Source organism: Arthrobacter sp. StoSoilB19 (assembly GCF_019977275.1).
GTDB lineage: Bacteria > Actinomycetota > Actinomycetes > Actinomycetales > Micrococcaceae > Arthrobacter.
In genome coordinates this window covers 1,688,213-1,708,631 of the sequence record NZ_AP024650.1, presented here as the reverse complement: position 1 = coordinate 1,708,631, position 20,419 = coordinate 1,688,213, and the positions used below count along the sequence as shown (strand labels likewise).

At 66.1% G+C, this 20,419-nt stretch carries 16 protein-coding genes; 9 read left to right on the top strand and 7 right to left on the bottom strand.

The features are described from left to right. Nucleotides 1-81: 81 nt before the first annotated feature. Nucleotides 82-1,263, bottom strand: coding sequence for a DNA polymerase IV (gene dinB, locus LDO86_RS07880; protein ID WP_018771510.1), 1,182 nt, complete (start codon nt 1,261-1,263; stop codon nt 82-84). Between the two features lie 174 nt (nt 1,264-1,437). Here dinB and LDO86_RS07875 point away from each other — a divergent pair, with 174 nt between their 5' ends. Together LDO86_RS07875 and LDO86_RS07870 are read left to right on the top strand one after the other, a co-directional pair. Next, nucleotides 1,438-1,959 carry a hypothetical protein gene (locus LDO86_RS07875; RefSeq protein WP_018771509.1) on the top strand — a complete coding sequence of 174 codons (522 nt, stop codon included), beginning with the start codon at nt 1,438-1,440 and terminating at the stop codon, nt 1,957-1,959. Beyond that, nucleotides 1,956-3,050 carry a polyprenyl synthetase family protein gene (locus LDO86_RS07870; protein WP_056389738.1) on the top strand — a complete coding sequence of 365 codons (1,095 nt, stop codon included), beginning with the start codon at nt 1,956-1,958 and terminating at the stop codon, nt 3,048-3,050. The genes LDO86_RS07875 and LDO86_RS07870 overlap by 4 nt, the downstream gene beginning before the upstream one ends. A 9-nt stretch (nt 3,051-3,059) precedes the next feature. Here the strand turns inward: LDO86_RS07870 and LDO86_RS07865 are convergent, their stop codons facing one another. Further along, nucleotides 3,060-3,413, bottom strand: a complete 354-nt coding sequence (locus tag LDO86_RS07865) for an Rv2175c family DNA-binding protein (RefSeq protein WP_026266108.1) — start codon at nt 3,411-3,413, stop codon at nt 3,060-3,062. Between the two features lie 249 nt (nt 3,414-3,662). Between LDO86_RS07865 and LDO86_RS07860 the strand changes: the two genes are divergently transcribed. After that, nucleotides 3,663-5,048 carry a lytic transglycosylase domain-containing protein gene (locus tag LDO86_RS07860; RefSeq protein WP_026266107.1) on the top strand — a complete coding sequence of 462 codons (1,386 nt, stop codon included), beginning with the start codon at nt 3,663-3,665 and terminating at the stop codon, nt 5,046-5,048. A 96-nt stretch (nt 5,049-5,144) separates the two neighbouring features. Continuing rightward, nucleotides 5,145-7,235 (top strand): Stk1 family PASTA domain-containing Ser/Thr kinase, encoded by a 2,091-nt coding sequence (gene pknB / locus LDO86_RS07855; protein WP_018771505.1) that lies wholly within the window; start codon nt 5,145-5,147, stop codon nt 7,233-7,235. 65 nt (nt 7,236-7,300) lie between these two features. On the opposite strand, the gene LDO86_RS07850 is transcribed toward pknB, so the two are convergent. Both LDO86_RS07850 and LDO86_RS07845 read right to left on the bottom strand, forming a co-directional pair. Beyond that, nucleotides 7,301-8,692 carry a 3-deoxy-7-phosphoheptulonate synthase class II gene (locus LDO86_RS07850; protein ID WP_018771504.1) on the bottom strand — a complete coding sequence of 464 codons (1,392 nt, stop codon included), beginning with the start codon at nt 8,690-8,692 and terminating at the stop codon, nt 7,301-7,303. Nucleotides 8,693-8,790: 98 nt separating this feature from the next. After that, nucleotides 8,791-9,627, bottom strand: coding sequence for a lysophospholipid acyltransferase family protein (locus LDO86_RS07845; protein WP_026266106.1), 837 nt, complete (start codon nt 9,625-9,627; stop codon nt 8,791-8,793). 111 nt (nt 9,628-9,738) lie between these two features. On the opposite strand from LDO86_RS07845, the gene LDO86_RS07840 reads away from it, so the two are divergent. From LDO86_RS07840 to LDO86_RS07830, 3 genes are read left to right on the top strand one after another with little or no spacing between them, the layout of a single operon-like run. Continuing rightward, nucleotides 9,739-10,527 carry an alpha/beta fold hydrolase gene (locus LDO86_RS07840; protein WP_018771502.1) on the top strand — a complete coding sequence of 263 codons (789 nt, stop codon included), beginning with the start codon at nt 9,739-9,741 and terminating at the stop codon, nt 10,525-10,527. Then, nucleotides 10,524-11,330, top strand: coding sequence for an alpha/beta fold hydrolase (locus tag LDO86_RS07835; RefSeq protein WP_018771501.1), 807 nt, complete (start codon nt 10,524-10,526; stop codon nt 11,328-11,330). The genes LDO86_RS07840 and LDO86_RS07835 overlap by 4 nt, the downstream gene beginning before the upstream one ends. Continuing rightward, nucleotides 11,317-11,913, top strand: a complete 597-nt coding sequence (locus LDO86_RS07830) for a hypothetical protein (protein ID WP_018771500.1) — start codon at nt 11,317-11,319, stop codon at nt 11,911-11,913. Before LDO86_RS07835 ends, LDO86_RS07830 begins: the two co-directional genes overlap by 14 nt. A 40-nt stretch (nt 11,914-11,953) precedes the next feature. Here LDO86_RS07830 and LDO86_RS07825 read toward each other — a convergent pair whose 3' ends face one another. Further along, complete coding sequence (locus LDO86_RS07825) at nt 11,954-13,042, bottom strand: ROK family glucokinase (RefSeq protein ID WP_026266105.1); 1,089 nt, start codon at nt 13,040-13,042, stop codon at nt 11,954-11,956. Nucleotides 13,043-13,213: 171 nt separating this feature from the next. Between LDO86_RS07825 and LDO86_RS07820 the strand changes: the two genes are divergently transcribed. Then, on the top strand, nt 13,214-15,022 hold the full coding sequence (locus LDO86_RS07820; RefSeq protein ID WP_224084416.1) for an AMP-dependent synthetase/ligase: 1,809 nt from the start codon (nt 13,214-13,216) through the stop codon (nt 15,020-15,022). A 66-nt stretch (nt 15,023-15,088) separates the two neighbouring features. Here the strand turns inward: LDO86_RS07820 and LDO86_RS07815 are convergent, their stop codons facing one another. Beyond that, complete coding sequence (locus LDO86_RS07815) at nt 15,089-18,487, bottom strand: pyruvate carboxylase (RefSeq protein ID WP_018771497.1); 3,399 nt, start codon at nt 18,485-18,487, stop codon at nt 15,089-15,091. Nucleotides 18,488-18,789: 302 nt separating this feature from the next. Here LDO86_RS07815 and LDO86_RS07810 point away from each other — a divergent pair, with 302 nt between their 5' ends. Beyond that, complete coding sequence (locus LDO86_RS07810) at nt 18,790-19,608, top strand: ParA family protein (RefSeq protein WP_018771496.1); 819 nt, start codon at nt 18,790-18,792, stop codon at nt 19,606-19,608. Between the two features lie 74 nt (nt 19,609-19,682). On the opposite strand, the gene LDO86_RS07805 is transcribed toward LDO86_RS07810, so the two are convergent. Further along, nucleotides 19,683-20,276 (bottom strand): MerR family transcriptional regulator, encoded by a 594-nt coding sequence (locus LDO86_RS07805; protein ID WP_018763528.1) that lies wholly within the window; start codon nt 20,274-20,276, stop codon nt 19,683-19,685. Nucleotides 20,277-20,419: the final 143 nt, after the last annotated feature.

Genomic DNA, 20,419 nt, shown 5'->3' with positions numbered 1-20,419 from the left:
AACTATGTATCTATAAGGATAGATTGTTGAGGGCTGATCTGAAAGACGGCAATGACTTTGCCGGACCCCTCCGGCGGGCACTCAGGCGGGCCGCTGGGAACTGTCTCCCGGCCGGCTTTCGTGCTCCATCAGGCGGGCGGGCAGGACGGATTTGCTGCCGAACTTGCGCGTCACCTCGTCCAGTGCCTGCTCGGCTGCCCGCCAGTTGTCATCCCTGCGGTCGATGCTCAGCTGGAGCGAGGTCCTTGCAGCTTCCTCCAGCTGCTCAGCCCTTACTCCCACCAGCCGCACAGCCATGGCCCGGGTCCCGAGCGACTCCAGGAGCTGGATGACCACTGCGTAGATCAGCTGGGCACTGTCCACCGGAGTCTGGACTGTCCTGCTGCGCGTGATGGTGGAAAAGTCGGCGAAGCGCAGCTTCAGCGCCACGGTCCGGGCAACCATTCCGGAGCTCCGCAGGCGCGCGGCGGTGCGGTGGGAGAGCCGCAGCAGTTCCCGGCGAAGGAGGGCGTCATCGGCGGTGTCCACGGCGAAGGTCTCTTCGGCGCCGATACTCTTTTCCAGCCGTACCGGGGTAACGGGACGGCGATCGATGCCCCAGGCAAGCTGGTGCACGTGCTCCCCCGTTGCCCCCAGTACCTTCTTCAAGGACGACACCGGCGTCGCCGCCACGTCCGCCACCGTCCTGATTCCCATCTTGGCAAGCACCTCTCCGGTCTTGGCGCCGACGCCCCAAAGGGCGCCTACCGGAAGGCTGTGAAGATAGGGCACGGTTTCGTCCGGCCCGATGAGCAGCAGGCCGTCGGGCTTGCAGCGCGTTGAAGCGATCTTCGCCACGAACTTGGTTTCCGCAATTCCCACGGATGCAGTAATGCCCAGTTCCGCTGCCACGCGCCGCCGGATGAGCTCGCCGATTCCCCTGGGCGGGCCCAGCCGCCGCAGCGCCCCCGTGACGTCCAGGAAGGCCTCGTCAACGCTGAGCGGCTCCACAAGCCCCGTGATGGATTCGAAGATGGCCATCAGTTGCCCGGACACCTCGTAGTACAGCTTGTGCCGGGGTTCAATGACCACCGCCTGCGGACACATGCGCATGGCCACGGCCATGGGCATCGCCGACTTCACACCGAAGGCGCGGGCCTCGTATGACCCTGAGAGGACCACCGAGCGTTCCCCGGGGAAGCCAACAATGACGGGCTTGCCCCGGAGCTCGGGGCGCGTCCGGAGTTCCACTGAAACAAAGAAAGCGTCCATGTCCACGTGCATGATGCACGAGGGCCGGCGGCCCGGAGGGCGCGCGGCGGTTGGCTGGTTCGTACCTGCGGGCCCCACGGATCCCATCCTATCGGTTCACCGGAGACTGCAGGTTTGTCAGGGCGGCAGGGGAGGCTGGCTAAACTGGAGGCTGGTTCCGCCAACAACACCAGGAGGAAAGTCTCTGTGACGGCTATTGGAAACTTCAAGCCAGCTGGCCTGGCCGCGCTTGCCGCCATCGGGGCACTTACCCTGGCGGCATGCCAGACCCCGTCCGGCCAGGCAGAGCCGTCCCGGTCCGCATCCGTCGCCGCGACCCAATCCACTGTGACCGCCTCCCCCAGCCCCTCGGCGTCGCCCAACACGTCCGCAACCGTGGGCGCCGTCGTGGCGGGCTTCCCCCAGCAACTCCTGCCCCTGATGCCGGGGGCAACAGTGGTGTCCAGCAGCTTTGACAAGGCCTCAGCGCCCGCCACTGCAGCCCTCGTGGGTACTGTCACGGCGCCCACTGCCTCCGTGATGGACTTTTATTCCAAGGCTTTGGAAGGCCAGGGCTTCAAGGCCGTTCCCGGGGACAAGGTGGGCGCGGTGGCTTCCAAGGATTTCGTCCGCGGTGACAACGAGACCGTGAACCTCTCCGTGGTGGAAGCCGCCGGTGTTTCCACTTTCACCATCGGGGCCAACGTGGCAGCTGAGTCAGCCAAGTGACGGCCGCGGAGCAGTTGAGGAATGAACAGGCTGATTTTGTGGCAGGAGTTGCCGGCGAGCTGACCAGCTTCCTGACCGCACGCCAGTCGGTGATGTCCGGCATTTCCCCGGACATCGAGCCCATCATGGGTTCCATCTCGAATTTGGTGACCGGCGGAAAACGCCTCCGCGCCCTGATGTGCTACTGGGGATGGCGGGGTGCAGGCGGCGAGGCCGGATCAGGCCAGGTGGTCACGGCCGGGGCAGCCCTCGAGCTGTTCCAGGCTGCCGCCCTGATCCACGACGACATCATCGACCGTTCGGACACCCGGCGGGGCGGTCCCAGCGTGCACCGCCGCTTCAGCCAGCTGCACACATCGCAGGGCTGGGCGCTGGACAGCGAACGGTTTGGGCAGGCCGCAGCGATCCTTGCCGGCGACCTTTGCCTGTCCTTCAGCGAGGAGGCGTTCACCGACATCGGCGAGCCGGCTGCGTCGGGCAGCAGGGCCAGGCTTATCTTCAACCTCATGCGCGCAGAGGTCATGGCCGGACAGTACCTGGACATCCTGGAGGAAGTGGCCGGACCGGTCCGGGACCGCGCCGGTGCCGTTGGCAGGGCGCAATCGATCATCCGGTTCAAGAGTGCCAAGTACTCCACCGAGCACCCCTTGGCGTTGGGCGGAGCTTTGGCCGGAGCGTCCAATGACCTGCTCCGCGGCTATTCAGCGTTCGCCCTCCCGCTGGGCGAGGCCTTCCAGCTCCGCGACGACGTCCTGGGCGTGTTCGGGGATCCGCTGACCACAGGCAAGCCGGCCGGCGATGATTTGCGTGAAGGGAAGCGGACCGTTCTGGTGGCCCTCGCCCTGGACCAGGCTTCGCCGGAAGAGTCCGCGTTCATCGATGCCAGCCTGGGCAGGCCCGATCTGTCCGAATCCGACATCGTCGAAATTCGACGGATTATCGAGGATTCCGGCGCGCTGCAGGCCACGGAAGTCCTTATCAATGAATTCGGCGCGGCAGCATTCGATGCCCTTGACGGGCTTCCGTTGGACGAGCTGCCCAAGACCGCCCTTCGGAAGCTGGCTGAAGCTACCGTCAGCCGAGCCTCCTGAAAGCGGCAGCTACCAGGCCAGAGTCTGGGCCCTGCGCCTGATTTCGGTCTTGCGCCCTTCCCGAAGGGCATCGATGGGGCGGCCGCGCAGGGATTCGTCGGCGGTGAACAGCCAGCCAATAAGGTCCTCGTCCGAATAGCCGGCATCTGCCAGCACCACGATGGTCCCCTTAAGGCTGTCCACTACCTGGCCGTCCTGGATGAATTCCGCTGGAACCGACCGGATCTTCCGTTCCCCAACGCGCAATGCAGCGAGGGCATGTTCGTCAATCAGGCTGTGGACCTTGGTGATGGAGACATCCAATAAACGGGCGACGTCGGGCAGTGGCAGCCACTCGCCCACCAGGTTTTCTACGTTATTCACGGATCAAGGTTGCCACGCTGCGCACCCCCGCGCCTAGTCGGAGCATTCCATTCCGCTCCTGGCCTGCGGACACTCCCGAAAAGAGGGCATTACGGGGAATCCCAAAATTCTTGTGCTATCCGCTAATTCATGAGAGATTCACACTCATAACATTTGTAACACTAATAACTTGAGTCACAGTAGTATCAAGATTGACAGCGGCATCCCCGTCCGCGTCCGCACCCGCAGTTGAGAAGAGGATTCCTTTCGATGACGACGTCCCGCTCGCCAAAGCAGCCCCCCAAGCCGAGTCTGCCGATGATTGCCGCCACCACAGCGGCGCTGCCAGCGGTCGTATTGTCATCCTTGGCCCTCGCCCAACCTGCCGCAGCACAGCAGCCCGCACGGAACATCCCCAGCAGCCTCGCAGCAGCCATGAAGGCCCAGGCTGCAGCGAAGGCAGCCGGAACGGTGATTCCCGCCGCCGTGGTATCCACCACCATCCCGGCCGCCTTCCAGCCCGCACAGCCGGCGGCACCTGCGGAGTACACGATTGCCCGCGGCGACACCGTCAGCGCGATTGCCGGCCGCTTCGGTTTGGACACCGGCGAAATCCTCAAGCTGAACAACCTGCAGGCCAACACCATCATTTACCCGGGGCAGAAACTAAAGCTGTCCGGTTCGGCTGCACCTGCGGCCCCCGCACCTGCGGCTGCCCCGGCTGCTCCGGCACCTGCTGGTGGAGCAACGTACACGGTGAAGCCGGGCGACACCCTCGGTGCGATCGCAGCAAAGCACAACGTGGCCCTTTCCGACGTCTTCACCTGGAACAATCTCTCCATGCGCTCCATCATCTACCCGGGGCAGAAGATCAAGGTGGGTGGCGGCGATTCCACGCCTGCTCCCGCGGCGGCCCCGGCCCCCGCCCCGGCCGCACCTGCGCTGGCCGCCACCTCAGCACCGGCAACCGGCTCCTACACGATCAAAGCCGGAGACACGCTGTCGGCGATTGCATCCCGGCACGGGGTAAAGCTGTCTGACCTGCTCTCGGCGAACAAGCTGGGCATGACCAGCATCATCTACCCTGGCAGCAAGCTGGCCATTCCCGGCGGCTCCGGCCAGTCGGATCCGCAGCCGGCTGCTGCGGCCCCGCAGCCTGCTGCCGCGCCCCTGGTGCCCAGCTCCTTCCTGGGCTTCAGCTACCCGGCTGCCGTGGTCAGCTCGGCCAATGAAAACAAGGCCCTGCTGAACGCCTCCCCCGTTCCCTCGCGGGATGAAATGAAGAACATCGTTGCCGATACGGCACGCCGGATGGGAGTGGATCCTTCCCTGGCCCTCGCCTTCGCCTTCCAGGAATCCGGTTTCAACCAGCGCGCCGTGTCACCGGCCAACGCCATCGGCACCATGCAGGTCATTCCCAGTTCCGGGCAGTGGGCCTCAGACCTGGTGGGCCGGAAGCTGAACCTGTTGGACCCCTACGACAATGCCACAGCCGGCATCGCCATCATCCGGCAGTTGCTGGCCACCAGCAAGGACCAGGACACCGCCATTGCCGGGTACTACCAGGGCCAGTACTCGGTGAGCAAGTACGGCATGTACGACGACACCAAGGCCTACCTCGCTGCCATCAAGGCGCACCAGAAGAACTTCGGCTGAGCCGGCCGCCGGCCAGTTCCTGAGTGCGGGTCCGAACCGTTACCGGTTCGGACCCGTTTTCGTGTCGGACGCGTTTTGCTGCGGGATTAGGATCGTATGGTGCAGGAACACGTGTCAGACCCAGTTGCAGGGACCCTGGTGGACAACCGTTATGCAGTCACCTCCAGGCTTGCCCGTGGCGGAATGTCCACCGTCTACCTGGCCATAGACCAAAGGCTGGACCGTGAGGTGGCGCTGAAGGTGCTGCACCCCCACCTCGCTGCTGACGGGAACTTCCTGGACCGGCTGGGCCGGGAGGCAAAGGCGGCCGCCCGGCTGTCGCATCCGCACGTGGTGGGTGTCCTTGACCAGGGCAATGACGGCAACACGGCCTACCTCGTAATGGAGTACATCAAGGGCCACACGCTGAGGGACGTTCTCAGGGAAAGGGGTGCCCTGCCTCCCCGGCTGGCGCTGGCACTGATCGATCCGGTGGTGGAGGGCCTGGGCGCGGCACACGCTGCCGGCTTTATCCACCGTGACGTCAAGCCCGAGAACGTCCTGATCGCCGATGACGGCAGGATCAAAATAGGCGACTTTGGACTTGCCCGTGCCGTTACCAGTTCAACCAGCACCGGGGCCCTGCTCGGAACGGTGGCCTATATCTCCCCGGAACTGGTCCTGGGCAAGCCGGCAGACGCCCGCAGCGACGTCTACTCCGTGGGCATCATGCTGTATGAGATGTTGACCGGCAGGCAGCCGTTCGAGGGCGAAGTCCCCATCCAGGTGGCCTACCAGCACGTCAACGGAACCGTGGGCCCGCCATCGGACCTGGTGCCGGGGCTGGCCGGGGAAGTGGACGAACTGGTGCAGTGGTGTACTGCCAATGATCCGGAAAACCGGCCGGTGGACGGCAATGCCCTGCTGCAGGAACTGCGCCACATCCGGACCAACCTCACTGATGCCGAACTGGACCTGCTGCCTCCTGCAGCCGCTGCCGCCGCGTCCCAGCACCAGACCGAGGTCCTGGCACGGCGCAGCAACCCCACAACGCTGATGCCTCCCGCCCGGCCCGCCGCCCCTGCCTACCCGCCCGGCCGGCAGGAGGCACCGGCCCCGTCGGCATCGGCGGGCCCTGCCGCCCAGGTGCCATACCACCAACGGCCCGGATTAGCATTGCCCGACGACGACGATGCGGACAACGGGTGGTCTCCCCCGCCGCGGCTGGGCAAGCGGGCCCAGCGCCGGGCGGACAAGGAAAGCGGGAAACTCCGCGCCCTTGCCGCTGCCACGCCGGTGCGCACGCTTCGGGAGGGAAATCCCCGCCGCCGCGGCATCCTTTGGGTCCTGGTCCTCATCATCGCCGCACTCCTGGCGACGGGCGCCGGCTGGTTTTTCGGAATGGGTCCGGGCGCCGCGGCCGCCGTACCGGCGGTCGCCAACAAGACTGTGGCGCAGGCCCAGCAGTTGCTGGGCGGAGCGGGCTTCCGCTCCACTACGAGCGATGTCTTCGACGACGAGGTGCCCACCGGGCTGATAGTGGGCACGGACCCCGCCGCGGGGACGGAGATCCGGAAGTTCCAGCCGGTTTCCCTGCTGGTTTCAAAAGGTCCCCAGCTTTTCCCCTTGCCGAAACTCACGGGCGGAACCTTGTCTGAGGCGAAGACCTCCCTCAACTCCGATGGCATGGCCCTGGGCACTGTCACTGAACAGTTCGATGAACAGGCGGCTGCTGGAACCGTCATGTCGCAGGACCCTGCCGCGGGCACGCCTGCCCGCCACGGCACCCCCGTTGCGATCGTGGTTTCCAAGGGCCCGCAGCCCATCGCCGTCCCTTCGGTGGTCGGGAAATCCGGGGACGACGCCGTGGCGGCACTGAAGGCAGCAGGCCTCACTGCCAAAGTAGCCCCGGAGGCGGTGTTTGACCGGAACATCCCGGAGGGCGCCGTCGTCAGCCAGTCCCCCGCCAACGGGACACTGACCCGGGGTGGCACTGTTACCCTGACCTTTTCCAAGGGCCCCAGGATGGTGGCGGTGCCGAGCTACATCGGCAAGCAGGCAACTGAAGCGCGCAAGGCGCTGGAAGCACTCGGCTTCCAGGTCCGGGTGAACAACATTTTGGGCGGCTTCTTCGGCACGGTGAGGGACCAGTCGCCGGTGAACCGGGAAGTTCCGGAGGGCTCAGTCATCACCATCACCGTGGTGTAGCCCCCTGTCTTTCAATGAAAAAGGGTGGGCCGGCAGTGCCGGCCCACCCTTTTACTGCCCTGGTCCTAGTGCTTGGCGAGGGCGCCGGCCACCAGGAACGCCATCTCAAGGGACTGCATGTGGTTCAGGCGGGGATCGCAGACGGACTCGTAGCGGTCCAGGAAGGCCTCCTGGTCGATCGGGTCCGCGCCACCCAGGCACTCCGCGACGTCATCGCCGGTCATCTCGACGTGCAGGCCGCCCGGTACCGTCCCCAGCCCGTGGTGCACCTCGAAGAAACCGCGCACCTCGTCAATGACGTCGTCGAAATTGCGCGTCTTGTAACCGTTGGGCGACGTGACGGTGTTGCCATGCATGGGGTCCGTCACCCACAGGACCTGCGCGCCGGAGGCGGTGACCTTTTCGACGACGGCCGGCAGTTTTTCGCGAATGTTGCCGGCGCCCATACGGGTAATGAAGGTGAGCCGGCCGGGTTCGCGGTCCGGATCCAGCTTGTCGATCAGGCGGAGGGCGTCATCACCGGTAGTGGACGGCCCGAGCTTGACGCCGATCGGGTTGCGCACCCGTGAAAGGAAGTCGACGTGGGCGTGGTCCAGCTCGCGGGTGCGCTCCCCGATCCAGAGGAAGTGGGCCGAAGTGTCGTACGGGAAGCCGGTGCGGGAGTCGATGCGGGTGAGGGCGCGTTCGTAGTCGAGCAGCAGGGCCTCGTGGCTTGCGAAGAACTCAACCCGCTTAAGTGCTTCGAAATCGGCGCCGCAGGACGCCATGAACTTGATGGCCCGGTCGATGTCGCGGGCCAGCGACTCATAGCGGGCGTGGGCCGGGTTCTCGGTGAAGCCCTTGTTCCACTGGTGCACGGAGCGCAGGTCCGCGAAGCCGCCCTGGGTGAAGGCCCGGATGAGGTTCAGCGTGGATGCGGAAGTGTGGTAGGCACGCAGCATCCTCGACGCATCGTGGCCGCGTGACTCGGGGGTGAAGTCATAGCCGTTGACGATGTCGCCGCGGTAGGCGGGCAGGGTCACTCCGTTACGGGTTTCGTCATTGGAGGAGCGGGGCTTGGCGAACTGGCCGGCCATCCGGCCCATCTTGATAACCGGCATTGCTGCGCCGTAGGTAAGCACCACGGCCATCTGGAGGATGGTTTTGACCCGGGCGCTGATCTTGTCAGCCGTGGCGGCCTCGAATGTTTCGGCGCAATCACCGCCCTGCAGCAGGAACGCCTTGCCTTGGGCGGCAGCAGCCAGGCGCTCGCGCAGCACGTCCACTTCGCCGGCGAACACCAGCGGCGGCAGGACGGAGAGTTCCTTCACCGAAGCCTCAAATACATCCCGGTCCTGCCAACTGGGCTGCTGGGAAATGGGAAGGTCCCGCCAGTGGTCCAGTCCGGGATAGTTTGCCGCTCCGCTCTGGGCGGTGCTGGACAGCGAAAAGGCGGGTTTTGCAGATAGCTCAGTCACCCTCTAAGACTAACGGCAGGGCGGCACCACCGGGCACCTGGCCGTCACGCTGACCGCCGCCGCCGTCACAACTGCGGCGCGCCCCGTGGAAGGTCCGGCTACCCCGTCGCCGATGTTCCGGCGTCGTCCCCGGCGTCGTCGCGGGCACCGGGCTGCGGTACGGACGGTCCTCCGGCGCCTGGCTCCGGGACAAAACCATTGTCGGCGGCCACCGGAGCGGCAAGCGGTTCGGCTGCAGCCACGGGTTCTCCGGGCTTGCCGGCGAGCCGAAGCTTCACCACGGCGGCGTACTCGTCCACGTACTCCTGCCCGGAAAGCCTCATCAGCTGGGACATGATCTCATCCGTGACCTTGCGCTGGACCGTCCTGTCCTCTGCCTGCTCACGGTACTGGCTGAAGTCCAGCGGTTCGCCGAAGATCATCCCGATCCGGCGGATGTTGGGCAGCCGTTTGCCGATGGGCTGGACCTTGTCAGTGCCGATCATGGCAACCGGAATCACTGGGACGCCGGCCTGCAGGGCCAGCCTGGCCACGCCCACCTTGCCGCGGTACAACCGCCCGTCGGGGCTGCGCGTGCCCTCGGGGTAAATGCCCAGCAGGCCGCCTGCGTTAAGTACTTCCATCCCGGCATTCAGGGATGCGGCAGAGGCAGCGCCTCCGGACCGGTCCATGGGCAACTGGTTGGTGAGGCGGAAGAACGCGGCAGTCAGCCTGCCCTTGATTCCGGTGCCCGTGAAGTACTCGGACTTGGCCAGGAAGACCACGGGCCGCCGCACCATGAGTGGCATGAAGATGGAATCGGAGAATGAAAGGTGGTTGGAGGCGATGATGGCGGCCCCCTGCGCGGGAATATTGTCCAGGCCCTTGACCCAAGGCCGGAACAGCAGCTTGATCACCGGACCGAGGAAGATCCTTTTCATAACCCAATAGAACACGTGGTGAACCTCTCCGGAAGGCAGCCCCCGGGCCCTGCGTCGGGCCTGGCCAGCGAGTCAATGCAACCCTACTCTAGTGAGATTTGGCGGGAACAGTGACACGATGGAGTCATGACTGAAAGCAGCATCCCGACCCGGCCGGCCGCTTTCAGTTATCCAGGCCACGGGGCCAATGCCCGCATCGGGGTAGCCATATGCCACGGCTTCACGGGCAGTCCGCTGAGCATCATGCCGTGGGCGCAGCACCTGGCGGAGCTGGGGTACGCCGTATCCGTCCCCCTGCTGCCGGGGCACGGCACGGACTGGCGCCAGCTTGCGCGGACAAGCTGGAAAGACTGGTACCGCAGCTACGAAACGGCCCTCCTGGATCTCTCGGGGCGCACCGATGCCTGCTTCGCCGCGGGTCTGTCCATGGGCGGTGCCATTGCACTGCTTGCGGCGTCCCGCCACCACGTGGCCGGTGTCAGTGTGGTCAACCCCGGGCTGAGCTTCTACGACCGGCGGGTGCGGATCATAGGACTCCTCAAATACTTCCAGCGGACCACGGTTCCCATTCAGGAGGACCAACCCACGGCACCCGCGACGGACGACGGCGACTATTCGCTGACTCCGCTGGCTGCCGTGCATGAGCTGAAGAAACTGTTCGGGGCGGCAGTGCGCGGCCTGCCCCGGGTGGACGCCCCGGTCCAGGTCTTCAAGTCGCGCACTGACGCCGTTGTTCCGCCAACATCGCTGGCGCTGCTGCGCAAAGGGCTGGCCGGACACCTCGCGGAAGTGACGGACCTTGCCAGCAGCGGACATGTGGCTACTCTTGACGTTGACGCGCCCGTAATTTTCGCCCGGTCGGCAGAATTCGTCGCCGCCCACGCCCGCCGCACCAGCACCTTGGAGACGACATGACGTCCGGTCCGGACCACAGCCCCTTCAGCAGTGCCTTCAGCGGCGAAGGGCCCCGCACGGGAGTCGTCCTGTCCCACGGCTTCACGGGGAGCCCCCATGGCCTGCGCGCCTGGGCCATGGCCTTCGCCGCGGCCGGTTTCGCCGTCCGGATGCCGCTGCTGCCGGGCCACGGGACCAGTTGGCAGGACCTTGCCCGAACCCGCTGGCAGCAATGGCACGGCGCCCTGGATGACGCCTTCCTGGAACTGGACGCCGAGTGTGACCAGGTCTTCGCGGCGGGCCTTAGCATGGGCGGGGCCCTGGCCCTGCGCATCGCGGCCACCCGGCCGGTCGCCGGAGTCCTCCTGGTGAACCCCGGCCTGGTGATTGACGATCCCCGGGCGTCGCTGGCCGGGCTCCTCAAACTGGTGCTGAAAAGCACCCCGTCCATCGGCAATGACATCCTCAAGGCAGGTGTGGACGAGGGCGCGTATGCCCGCACCCCTGTGGCCGCGGCCCATGAGCTCAACAAAATGTTCAAGGACACTGTCCGGCTCCTCCCACGGGTCACGGCACCTGTCCAGGTGTACCGTTCCGCTGTGGACCACGTGGTGTCCGATGCCAGCATGGATGTCCTCCGGCGGGGCCTGGCACACGCGCCCCTGGAAGTGGTCCGGCTGGAGAACAGCTACCACGTCGCCACGCTGGACAACGACGCCGACCGCATCTTCGAGGGGTCGGTGGACTTTATCCGCCGGGTGCTGGCATCCGGGCCCGCCAGCCCGGCCGGACCGGGACAGGAGGTCCGCAGTGAACAGGCCTGATTCGGAGCAGCCGGACCAGGGTGCCAACCAGGACGACGCCGTATGGCTTGACTTGGTGGCGCGGCTCGAATCGGACACCGTGGCCATTCGGCCCGACACTCCTGTATCCGGGGAGCAACCGCCCACCGGGATTGTGCCCAATGAAACTGCGCCCACCGGAAGTGGACCTACCGCGCCCGAAACGCCTGGCCCGTCCTCCTTCCGCGACTTCGATCCCTTGGGCCTGGCCGGGAGGCCGCCGGCCGAACCGTCTGCGGCGCAGCGCCAGGCGTCAGGTGGGCCGGACGGTCCTACGGCAAGCGGGTCCCCGGAGGGACCGCGGGACTATGAGGTGGACGACGACGGCGAGGAGTTCGTGCCGGAGGAACCGCCCAGCCTGGCCGGCACCGATCCCCTGACCATGCTGGCCTGGCTCGGCGCCGTAGGTGGACCGGTGGCGCTGCTGCTGTCGGCAATGTTCTGGCGCACGGCGCCCCTGCTGGCCATCGTCGGCATTGTTGCCGTGTTCGTGCTGGGGACGGTGTACCTGATCATGAAGCTGCCCGAAGAAAAGAACGGCGACGACGACGGCGCGAGGGTCTAGCGCAGCTCCTCCTGGGCCACCGCCGGACCAGCCGCCGTCGTCAATTGCGGACGCGGCTGCTGACGCGCGAAAGGTCGGCCGCGCCGATGAGGCCCGCGTTGGGGCCCAGGGCCGCCAACTCGATCCCTGCGGCCGGGCGGAATCCGCGGCCCGTCAGGTTCCGCGCGAACGCTTTGCGGGCCGGCTCCACCAGCAGGTCGCCCGCCGAGCAGAGCCCGCCGCCGATAACGAAGAGGCCCGGGTCCAGCGCCGCCGCCAGGTTGGCCAGCCCCAGGCCGAGCCATTCGCCAACTTCCTCGATCAGCTCCCGTGAGGCGGGATCGCCGGCCAGGGCCAGTTCGGTCACGATGGCTCCGGTGATGGCCTCGGGATGTCCGCCCACGGCTGCCAGCAGGTCGTGGGCCACCGGCGAGTTCGACCGGGCCAGGAGCCTGGCTTCGCGGCCCAGGGCGTTGCCGGAGGCGTATTGTTCCCAGCATCCGCGGTTGCCGCATTCGCAGCGGTGGCCTCCGGGCATGATGATCTGGTGGCCGAACTCCCCTGCCACGCCGAACCGGCCACGTTCCACCCTGCCGTCCATCACCATGGCGCCCCCGATGCCGGTGCCCAGCGTGATGCAGACCAGCCGGTCCTCTCCCTGCCCGGCGCCAAAGCGCCATTCGGCCCAGGCCGCGGCGTCGGCGTCGTTGGTCAGCAACACCGGACGGCGGAGGAGCCGCTGGAGGTTCTCACGCAGCGGTTCGTTGCGCCAGGCCAGGTGCGGGCTGAAGAGCACGGTTCCACCGGCCAGGTCCATCCACCCCGCAGCACCGATCCCCACGGACCAGATGCGGTGCCCCCGGCCGAGTTCCTCCACCAGTTCCACGATGACCTGCTCCACTGCCCGTGGGTCGGTGCCCGGGGTGGACCGGCGGGCTTCACTGAGGATCCTGCCTTCCGCGTCCACCACCCCGGCGGCCACCTTGGTCCCCCCGATGTCTATGCCGATGGCCAGCCCCTTGCGGCCAAGGCGAAGGTGCCCGCCCACACTTCCGTGCAACTGTCCGGCGCGGTACGTGGCGGGACGGCGGCGCCAGGGCGCTGGTCTTTTGAGGGGGCCGGCCTGATCGCCGGACGACGGTCCGTACATAGTGCACCATTCTAGGCGGGCGGAAGGATTGTCTTGACATACAGTCCCCCATGCAGCGCCCATTGACGGCTAAGTTACTCGCCAGTAGGTTTGTGTACTGCACAGTTCCGGCAGGGGTACTAGTCTTTAGGCAAACCCCTGCGCGGGACTTCAGATATCAAAGGAGCTATAGTGCGCGAATTCAGTGTTCCGCCCCTGGTTGTTGTCCCTCCGGAAACCAACATCACCGACCTGGTGCTGCGGCAGGCAGCCAAGCCCAGCAACCCGGCACTGTTTTCCCGCCTGGACTCCGCAGGCTCGTGGCGCGACGTGTCCGCCACCGAGTTCCTCGCCGACGTGAAGGCGCTGGCCAAGGGGCTCATCGCCAGTGGGGTGGGGGCGGGCGACCGCGTTGGCATCATGTCCCGCACCCGTTACGAGTGGGCACTCGTGGACTTCTCCATCTGGTTCGCCGGGGCTGTGTCGGTGCCCATCTATGAAACCTCGTCCCCTTCCCAGGTTGCCTGGAACCTGGGCGATTCCGGCGCTGTGGCGGCATTCGGCGAGTCCGCCCATCACGAAAACGTCATCCGGCAGGCCGTCACCGCCGAAGGACTCACGGCAGTGCAGCATGTGTGGCAACTCGAGGGCCAAGGCCTCGACAGCCTTCGCGAGGCAGGCCGCGACGTCAGCGATGAAGAGCTGGAGTCACGACGCAGTGCAGCCGGCCTCCACGACATTGCCACGATCATTTACACGTCGGGCACCACAGGGCGTCCCAAAGGCTGCGAACTCACGCACGGCAACTTTGTGGAGCTGTCCGACAACGCACTGGCCATCATCGGTGAAATCGTCCACGAGAACGCCAAGACCATCATGTTCCTCCCGCTGGCCCACGTGTTTGCCCGCTTCATTTCGGTGCTGGCCATGGCGGCCGGTACCACCGTGGCCCACACTCCGGACATCAAGAACCTCCTGGCCGACCTGCAAAGCTACGAGCCGACATTCATCCTTGCGGTGCCCAGGGTCTTTGAAAAGGTCTACAACTCCGCGCTGACCAAGGCGGAGGACGGCGGCAAGGGCGCCATCTTCCACCGCGCCGCCGAAACTGCCATTGCGTTTTCCAAAGCCCGCCAGAACGGACACGTGGGACTGGGCCTGAAGCTGCGGCACGCACTGTTCGACAAACTGGTGTACGGCAAGCTGCGGGCGGCGATGGGCGGACACGTTGCCCACGCGGTGTCCGGCGGCGGCCCGCTTGGCGAGCGGCTGGGACACTTCTTCCAGGGCATCGGGATGCAGGTGCTGGAGGGCTATGGCCTCACCGAGACCACCGCCCCCATCACGGTCAACACCCCGTCCCGGATCAAGATCGGTTCGGTGGGCAAGCCCCTCCCGGGAAACGCCGTGAAGATTGCCGACGACGGCGAGATCCTGGCCAAGGGGGTCTGCGTGATGCGGGGCTACTACCGGCGGGACGACCTCACAGCAGAGGCGTTCACCGATGGCTGGTTCCACACCGGTGACGTCGGCCGGCTGGACGATGAAGGCTTCGTCTGGATCACCGGCCGCAAGAAGGAGATCATCGTCACCGCGGGCGGCAAGAACGTAATCCCCGCGTTGCTCGAAGACCAGATCCGTGCCGACGCCCTGGTGTCGCAGGTCCTGGTGGTGGGTGACAACAGGCCGTTCATCGGGGCCCTGGTGACCCTCGACCAGGAAGCGCTGCCAGGGTGGCTCCAGCGCCACGGCCTTCCGGCGGACACCACCCTTGAGCAGGCGGCGGGCAACCCGGTAGTGAAGGCAGCAGTGCAGGACCTGATTACCGCGGCAAACACCTCGGTTTCCCAGGCCGAGGCCATCAAGTCCTTCCGCATCGTCCCGGCAGACTTCACCGAAGCCTCAGGGCACCTGACCCCCTCCATGAAGGTGAAGCGGGCGCAGGTGATGAAGGACTTCGAAACCGTCATCGAGGAGATGTACTCCGCGCCGCGTTCCTGACGTCCCACAACAAAGGAAGGGTCCTTCACCTTGTGAAGGACCCTTCCTTTGTTGTGCAGCCTTACCCTACTCTTCGATGACCAGCAGCAGGTCCCCGCCCTGGACCTGCTCCACCGCTGAGATGGCCAGGCGGGAAACCTTGCCGCCCACCGGCGTCGTGATGGACGCCTCCATCTTCATGGCCTCGATGGTTGCCACCGTGTCACCCGCGTTGACGGAATCGCCGGGCTTGACCGTGACGGTAACGGCACCTGCGAACGGTGCGGCCACCTGCCCGGGCTGGGCGGGATCGGCCTTCTCGGCGGCCTTGACGTTGCTGACCACCGACCGGTCGCGCACCATGACCGGGCGGGACTGGCCGTTGAGGGTGCACATGACGGTGCGCATGCCCTTCTCGTCCGGCTCCGAGACCGCCTCCAGGGAAGCAATCAGCCGGACACCGCGCTCCAGCTGGATCTCGTGCTCGGTGCCGCGCTGCAGCCCGTAAAGGTAGTCGCGGGTATCCAGCACGGAGATGTTGCCGTAGGTCTCCACGCTCTTCAGGTAATCCTTGGTGGGACCGTCGAAGAGCAGCCGGTTCAGCGTGCGCTGGCGGGTCTTGGAATCAGACTTCAGTGCGGCGCTGTCCTCGGCGCTGAGTTCCACGTCGCGGACTTTCACGCTGCGGCCTTGGAGGGCCTTGGTGCGGAAGGGCTCCGGCCAGCCTCCGGGAGGATCACCGAGCTCGCCGGACAGGAAGCCGATCACGGAGTCCGGAATGTCGTAATTCTGCGGATTCGCCTCAAAATCAGCGGGATCGGCGTTCAGGCCCACCAGGTGCAGGGCAAGGTCGCCCACTACCTTAGACGACGGCGTCACCTTGACCAGATGCCCCAGGATGCGGTCCGCGGCGGTGTACATGTCCTCGATGGCTTCGAACCGCTCCCCCAGCCCCAGCGCCATGGCCTGCTGGCGCAGGTTGGACAGCTGGCCGCCCGGGATCTCGTGCTTGTACACGCGGCCGGTGGGGCCGGGCAGGCCCGACTCGAACGGTGCGTACACGCGGCGGACGGCCTCCCAGTACGGCTCGAGCGAGCTGACGGCGTCCAGGCTGATGCCGGTGTCCCGTGGAGTGTGGGCAAGGGCGGCGACAAGGGCCGACGCCGAGGGCTGGCTCGTGGTGCCGGCCAGGGATGCGGAAGCAACGTCCACGGCATCCACACCCGCGTCGACGGCGGCCAGCAGCGTGGCCAGCTGGCCACCGGCGGTGTCGTGCGTGTGCAGGTGGACCGGCAGGTCGAACCGTTCGCGGAGGGCAGCCACGAGCCTGGCGGCAGCTGCGGGACGGAGCAGGCCGGCCATATCCTTGATCGCCAGGATGTGGGCTCCGGCGTCGACGATCTTCTGTGCCAGCTGGAGGTAGTAGTCCAGCGTGTAGAGCTTCTCCTCCGGGTCCAGCATGTCGCCCGTGTAGCAGAGGGCCACCTCGGCGACGGCGGTGCCGGTGGCGCGCACGGCACGGATGGCCGGTGCCATCTGGCTGACGTCGTTCAGGGCGTCGAAAATGCGGAAAATGTCGATGCCGGTGGCGGCCGCCTCGTTGACGAACGCCTCGGTGACCTCCTCCGGGTACGGTGTGTAGCCAACGGTGTTCCGGCCGCGCAGCAGCATTTGGATGCAGACGTTCGGCATGGCGGCGCGCAGGGCAGCGAGCCGGTCCCAGGGGTCCTCCCCCAGGAAGCGCAGCGCGACGTCATAGGTTGCTCCACCCCAGGCTTCCACGGACAGCAGCTGTGGAAGGAGCGCCGTGACGGCCGGACCGGCGGCAACGAGGTCCCGGGTGCGGACGCGGGTGGCCAGCAGGGACTGGTGCGCATCGCGGAAGGTGGTGTCCGTGACGGCCACGGCGTTCTGCTCCCGCAGCGCCTTCGCGAAGCCTTCCGGCCCCAGCTCGAGGAGTTTCTGGCGCGAACCCGGTGCTGCCGTTATGCCTTTTACGTCAGGCAGCTTCCGGGCGGGATTGGAGTGCACGGTCAATTCACCGTTGGGCTTGTTGACGGTGACGTCGGCCAGCCAGGTGAGGAGCTTCGTGCCGCGGTCTGCCGAAACGCGGGCCTTGAGCAATTCCGGGCGCTGGTCAATGAAGTTCGTGGCCACATCCCCGGCGATGAAGTCGGGATCGTCCAGCACTGCCTGGAGGAAGGGGATGTTCGTGGAGACACCGCGGATGCGGAATTCGGCCAGGGCACGGCGGGCCCGGGCCACTGCTGCCGGGTAGTCCCGGCCGCGGCAGGTGAGCTTGACCAGCATGGAATCAAAGTGGGGGCTGATTTCGGCGCCGGAGTAGACCGTGCCGCCGTCCAGCCGCACGCCGGCACCGCCGGCCGAACGGTAACCGGTGATCTTTCCGACGTCGGGCCGGAAACCGTTTGCGGGATCTTCCGTGGTGATGCGGCTCTGCAGTGCTGCGCCGCGCAGCTTGACGGAGTCCTGTGACAGGCCAAGGTCGGCGAGGGTCTCGCCGGAGGCGATCCGCATCTGGGCCTGGACCAGGTCCACGTCCGTGACTTCCTCGGTGACCGTGTGCTCCACCTGGATGCGCGGGTTCATTTCGATGAAGACGTGCTGGCCTGCCCGCTCGCCCTCGGTGTCCACCAGGAACTCGACGGTACCGGCGTTGACGTAGTTCAAGGCCTTGGCGAACTTCACCGCATCGCGGTAGAGGGCCTGGCGGATGCCTTCATCCAGGTTGGGGGCCGGAGCGATCTCGATGACCTTCTGGTGCCGCCGCTGGATGGAACAGTCGCGCTCGAAAAGGTGCATGACGTTGCCTTCGGCGTCCGCGAGGATCTGCACCTCGATGTGCCGCGGGCGCAGGACAGCCTGCTCCAGGAACATGGTGGGGTCACCGAACGCCGCGTCCGCTTCGCGCATTGCCGATTTCAAGGCCTCGGGCAGGGCCTCGCGGGTATCCACCCGGCGCATGCCGCGGCCGCCGCCGCCTGCCACAGCCTTGGCGAAGATGGGGAATCCGATCTCATCGGCCGCGGCCAGGAGCTCGTCCAGGTCCTTGGACGGCTCGCTGGACTTCAGGACCGGCACGCCCGCCTCGCGGGCCGCCTTCAGTGCGGCAACCTTGTTGCCCGCAAGCTCCAGCACCTCGGCGGGCGGACCCACGAAGGTGATGCCGGCTTCCTTGGCCGCACGCGCCAGGTCCGGGTTTTCCGACAGGAAGCCGTAGCCCGGGTAGATGGCGTCCGCGCCGGACTCCTTGGCCACCCGTACCACTTCTGCGACGTCGAGGTATGCCCGGACGGGGTGGCCTTCCTCGCCAATCAGGTACGCCTCGTCCGCTTTCTGGCGGTGGATCGAGTTTCGGTCCTCTTGGGGAAAAACGGCAACGGTCTTGGCGCCCAGCTCGTAGCCGGCGCGGAAGGCCCTGATCGCGATTTCACCGCGGTTGGCCACCAGAATTTTGGAAAACATGCTTCTCCTGCATCATTGCGGGGTGGATCGATGAGTGGTCACAGTGTCTAGGACCTACAAGGACAAACACAAATCTTTGTGGCAACAGTCACAGATTTTCCCGTCATGTCCCGATCGCTTTCAGCCTGGCTGGCGGAAACCGCCCCGGCAGCACAGTCGGTGCCATGCCGACGCCCGGTAAAGCAGGATTCGCCGACGCATCAACATATGATGAGTAGGGCGGCAGGACCGTCCGGCTTCGGCTCTGCCGAGGCAAACATTACCCCCAACACGGCATCCGGCGTTAGGTTTTGGTCTCTCAAGTGCAAGTAGTCAGCATCAGCAGCCTCAAGGGTGGAGTCGGCAAGACTTCCGTCACCACAGGATTGGCGTCTGCGGCGCTTGCCGCCGGAGTCCGCACGCTGGTGGTGGACCTGGATCCGCACGCCGACGCCACCACGGCCCTCGGCGTACAGCCGGGCGACCAGTTGGATATCGGCCGGATGCTGAAGAGCCCACGAAGGGCGAAACTGGCCGGGAACGTGGTGCGCAGCAGCTGGGCTGACCGCACCCCCTCCAACGGCGCCGGGCCCGCTGTCCTGGATGTCGCCGTCGGCTCTGCCTACACCGGAATCTACGACCGGCCGGACCTTGGCCGCCGGGACCTCCGCAGGCTTTCCGCCGTGCTCGCCGGCGCGGAAGAGTACCAGCTTGTCCTCATCGATTGCCCGCCGTCGCTCAACGGCCTGACGCGCATGGCGTGGGCTGCCAGCGACAAGGTCGCCCTGGTTGCCGAACCTGGCCTGTTCTCGGTTGCCGGTACGGAACGCACCATGCGGGCCATCCAGCTGTTCAAGCAGGAGTTTGCGCCCAATCTGTCACCGGCGGGCATCGTGGCCAACCGCGTCCGCAGCGGCTCTTCCGAGCACACCTACCGCCTGGCGGAGATGGAGTCCATGTTCGGCGAACTCCTGCTGAGCCCGCGGATTCCCGAACAGGCCAACTGGCAGCAGATCCAGGGCGCGGCGCACCCCGTCCACCACTGGCCCGGGGATTCAGCCAAGTCCGCGGCCGGTTTGTTCGACGAACTGCTGTCCACCCTGATGGCGTCCGGCAAGGGTCTGCGCAGCCGCGCCCGCTAGGACCTCACGTCTTAAACAATCAGGGCGGCCCTCCAACTGGAGGGCCGCCCTGATTGTTTACGTGTAAGAACCGGTCAGCTGATCTTCCGGGCGGCGCGCCGCTTGCTCAGTTCATCGTCCGGAAAGGACTGCTCGGCGGCATGCTCGCTGGGCAGGGACGCGAGGCTGCCTTCCACCTCGCGCCAGACGCGTCCCACGGCAATGCCGAAAACGCCTTGGCCGCCCTGCACCAAATCAATGACTTCGTCCGCGGACGTGCACTCGTAGACACTGGCGCCGTCGCTCATGAGCGTGATCTGGGCCAGGTCCTCGACGCCGCGTTCCCGGAGGTGTTCAACGGCGGTGCGGATCTGCTGAAGGGAAACGCCGGTGTCGAGGAGCCGCTTGACCACCTTGAGCACCAGGATGTCCCTGAATCCGTACAACCGCTGGGAGCCGGATCCTGCCGCGCCGCGGACGGCCGGCTCAACCAGGCCCGTCCGGGCCCAGTAATCGAGCTGGCGGTAAGTAATGCCGGCTGCCTTGCAGGCAGTAGGACCGCGGTAGCCGGCGTCCTCGTCCAGTACGGGAAGGTCCTCGGTGAACAGGAGGCCCTGGGCACCGCTCACGGGCACAGCAACACCAGCCGTGGGCTGTTTTAGCCCGCCTGCTTCGCCTTTGGGACTCACCTGGATCCTCCTTGTCGTACGCTCCCGGGAACTTGTAACGGCAAGCCTTGGCATGAAGACCATGCGTGTAATTATTCCGCGGGGCGCACTTTCCAGTGTGACTTGCGCGGCTGCCGTAAGCAAGGGAACTTGATACTTCGACG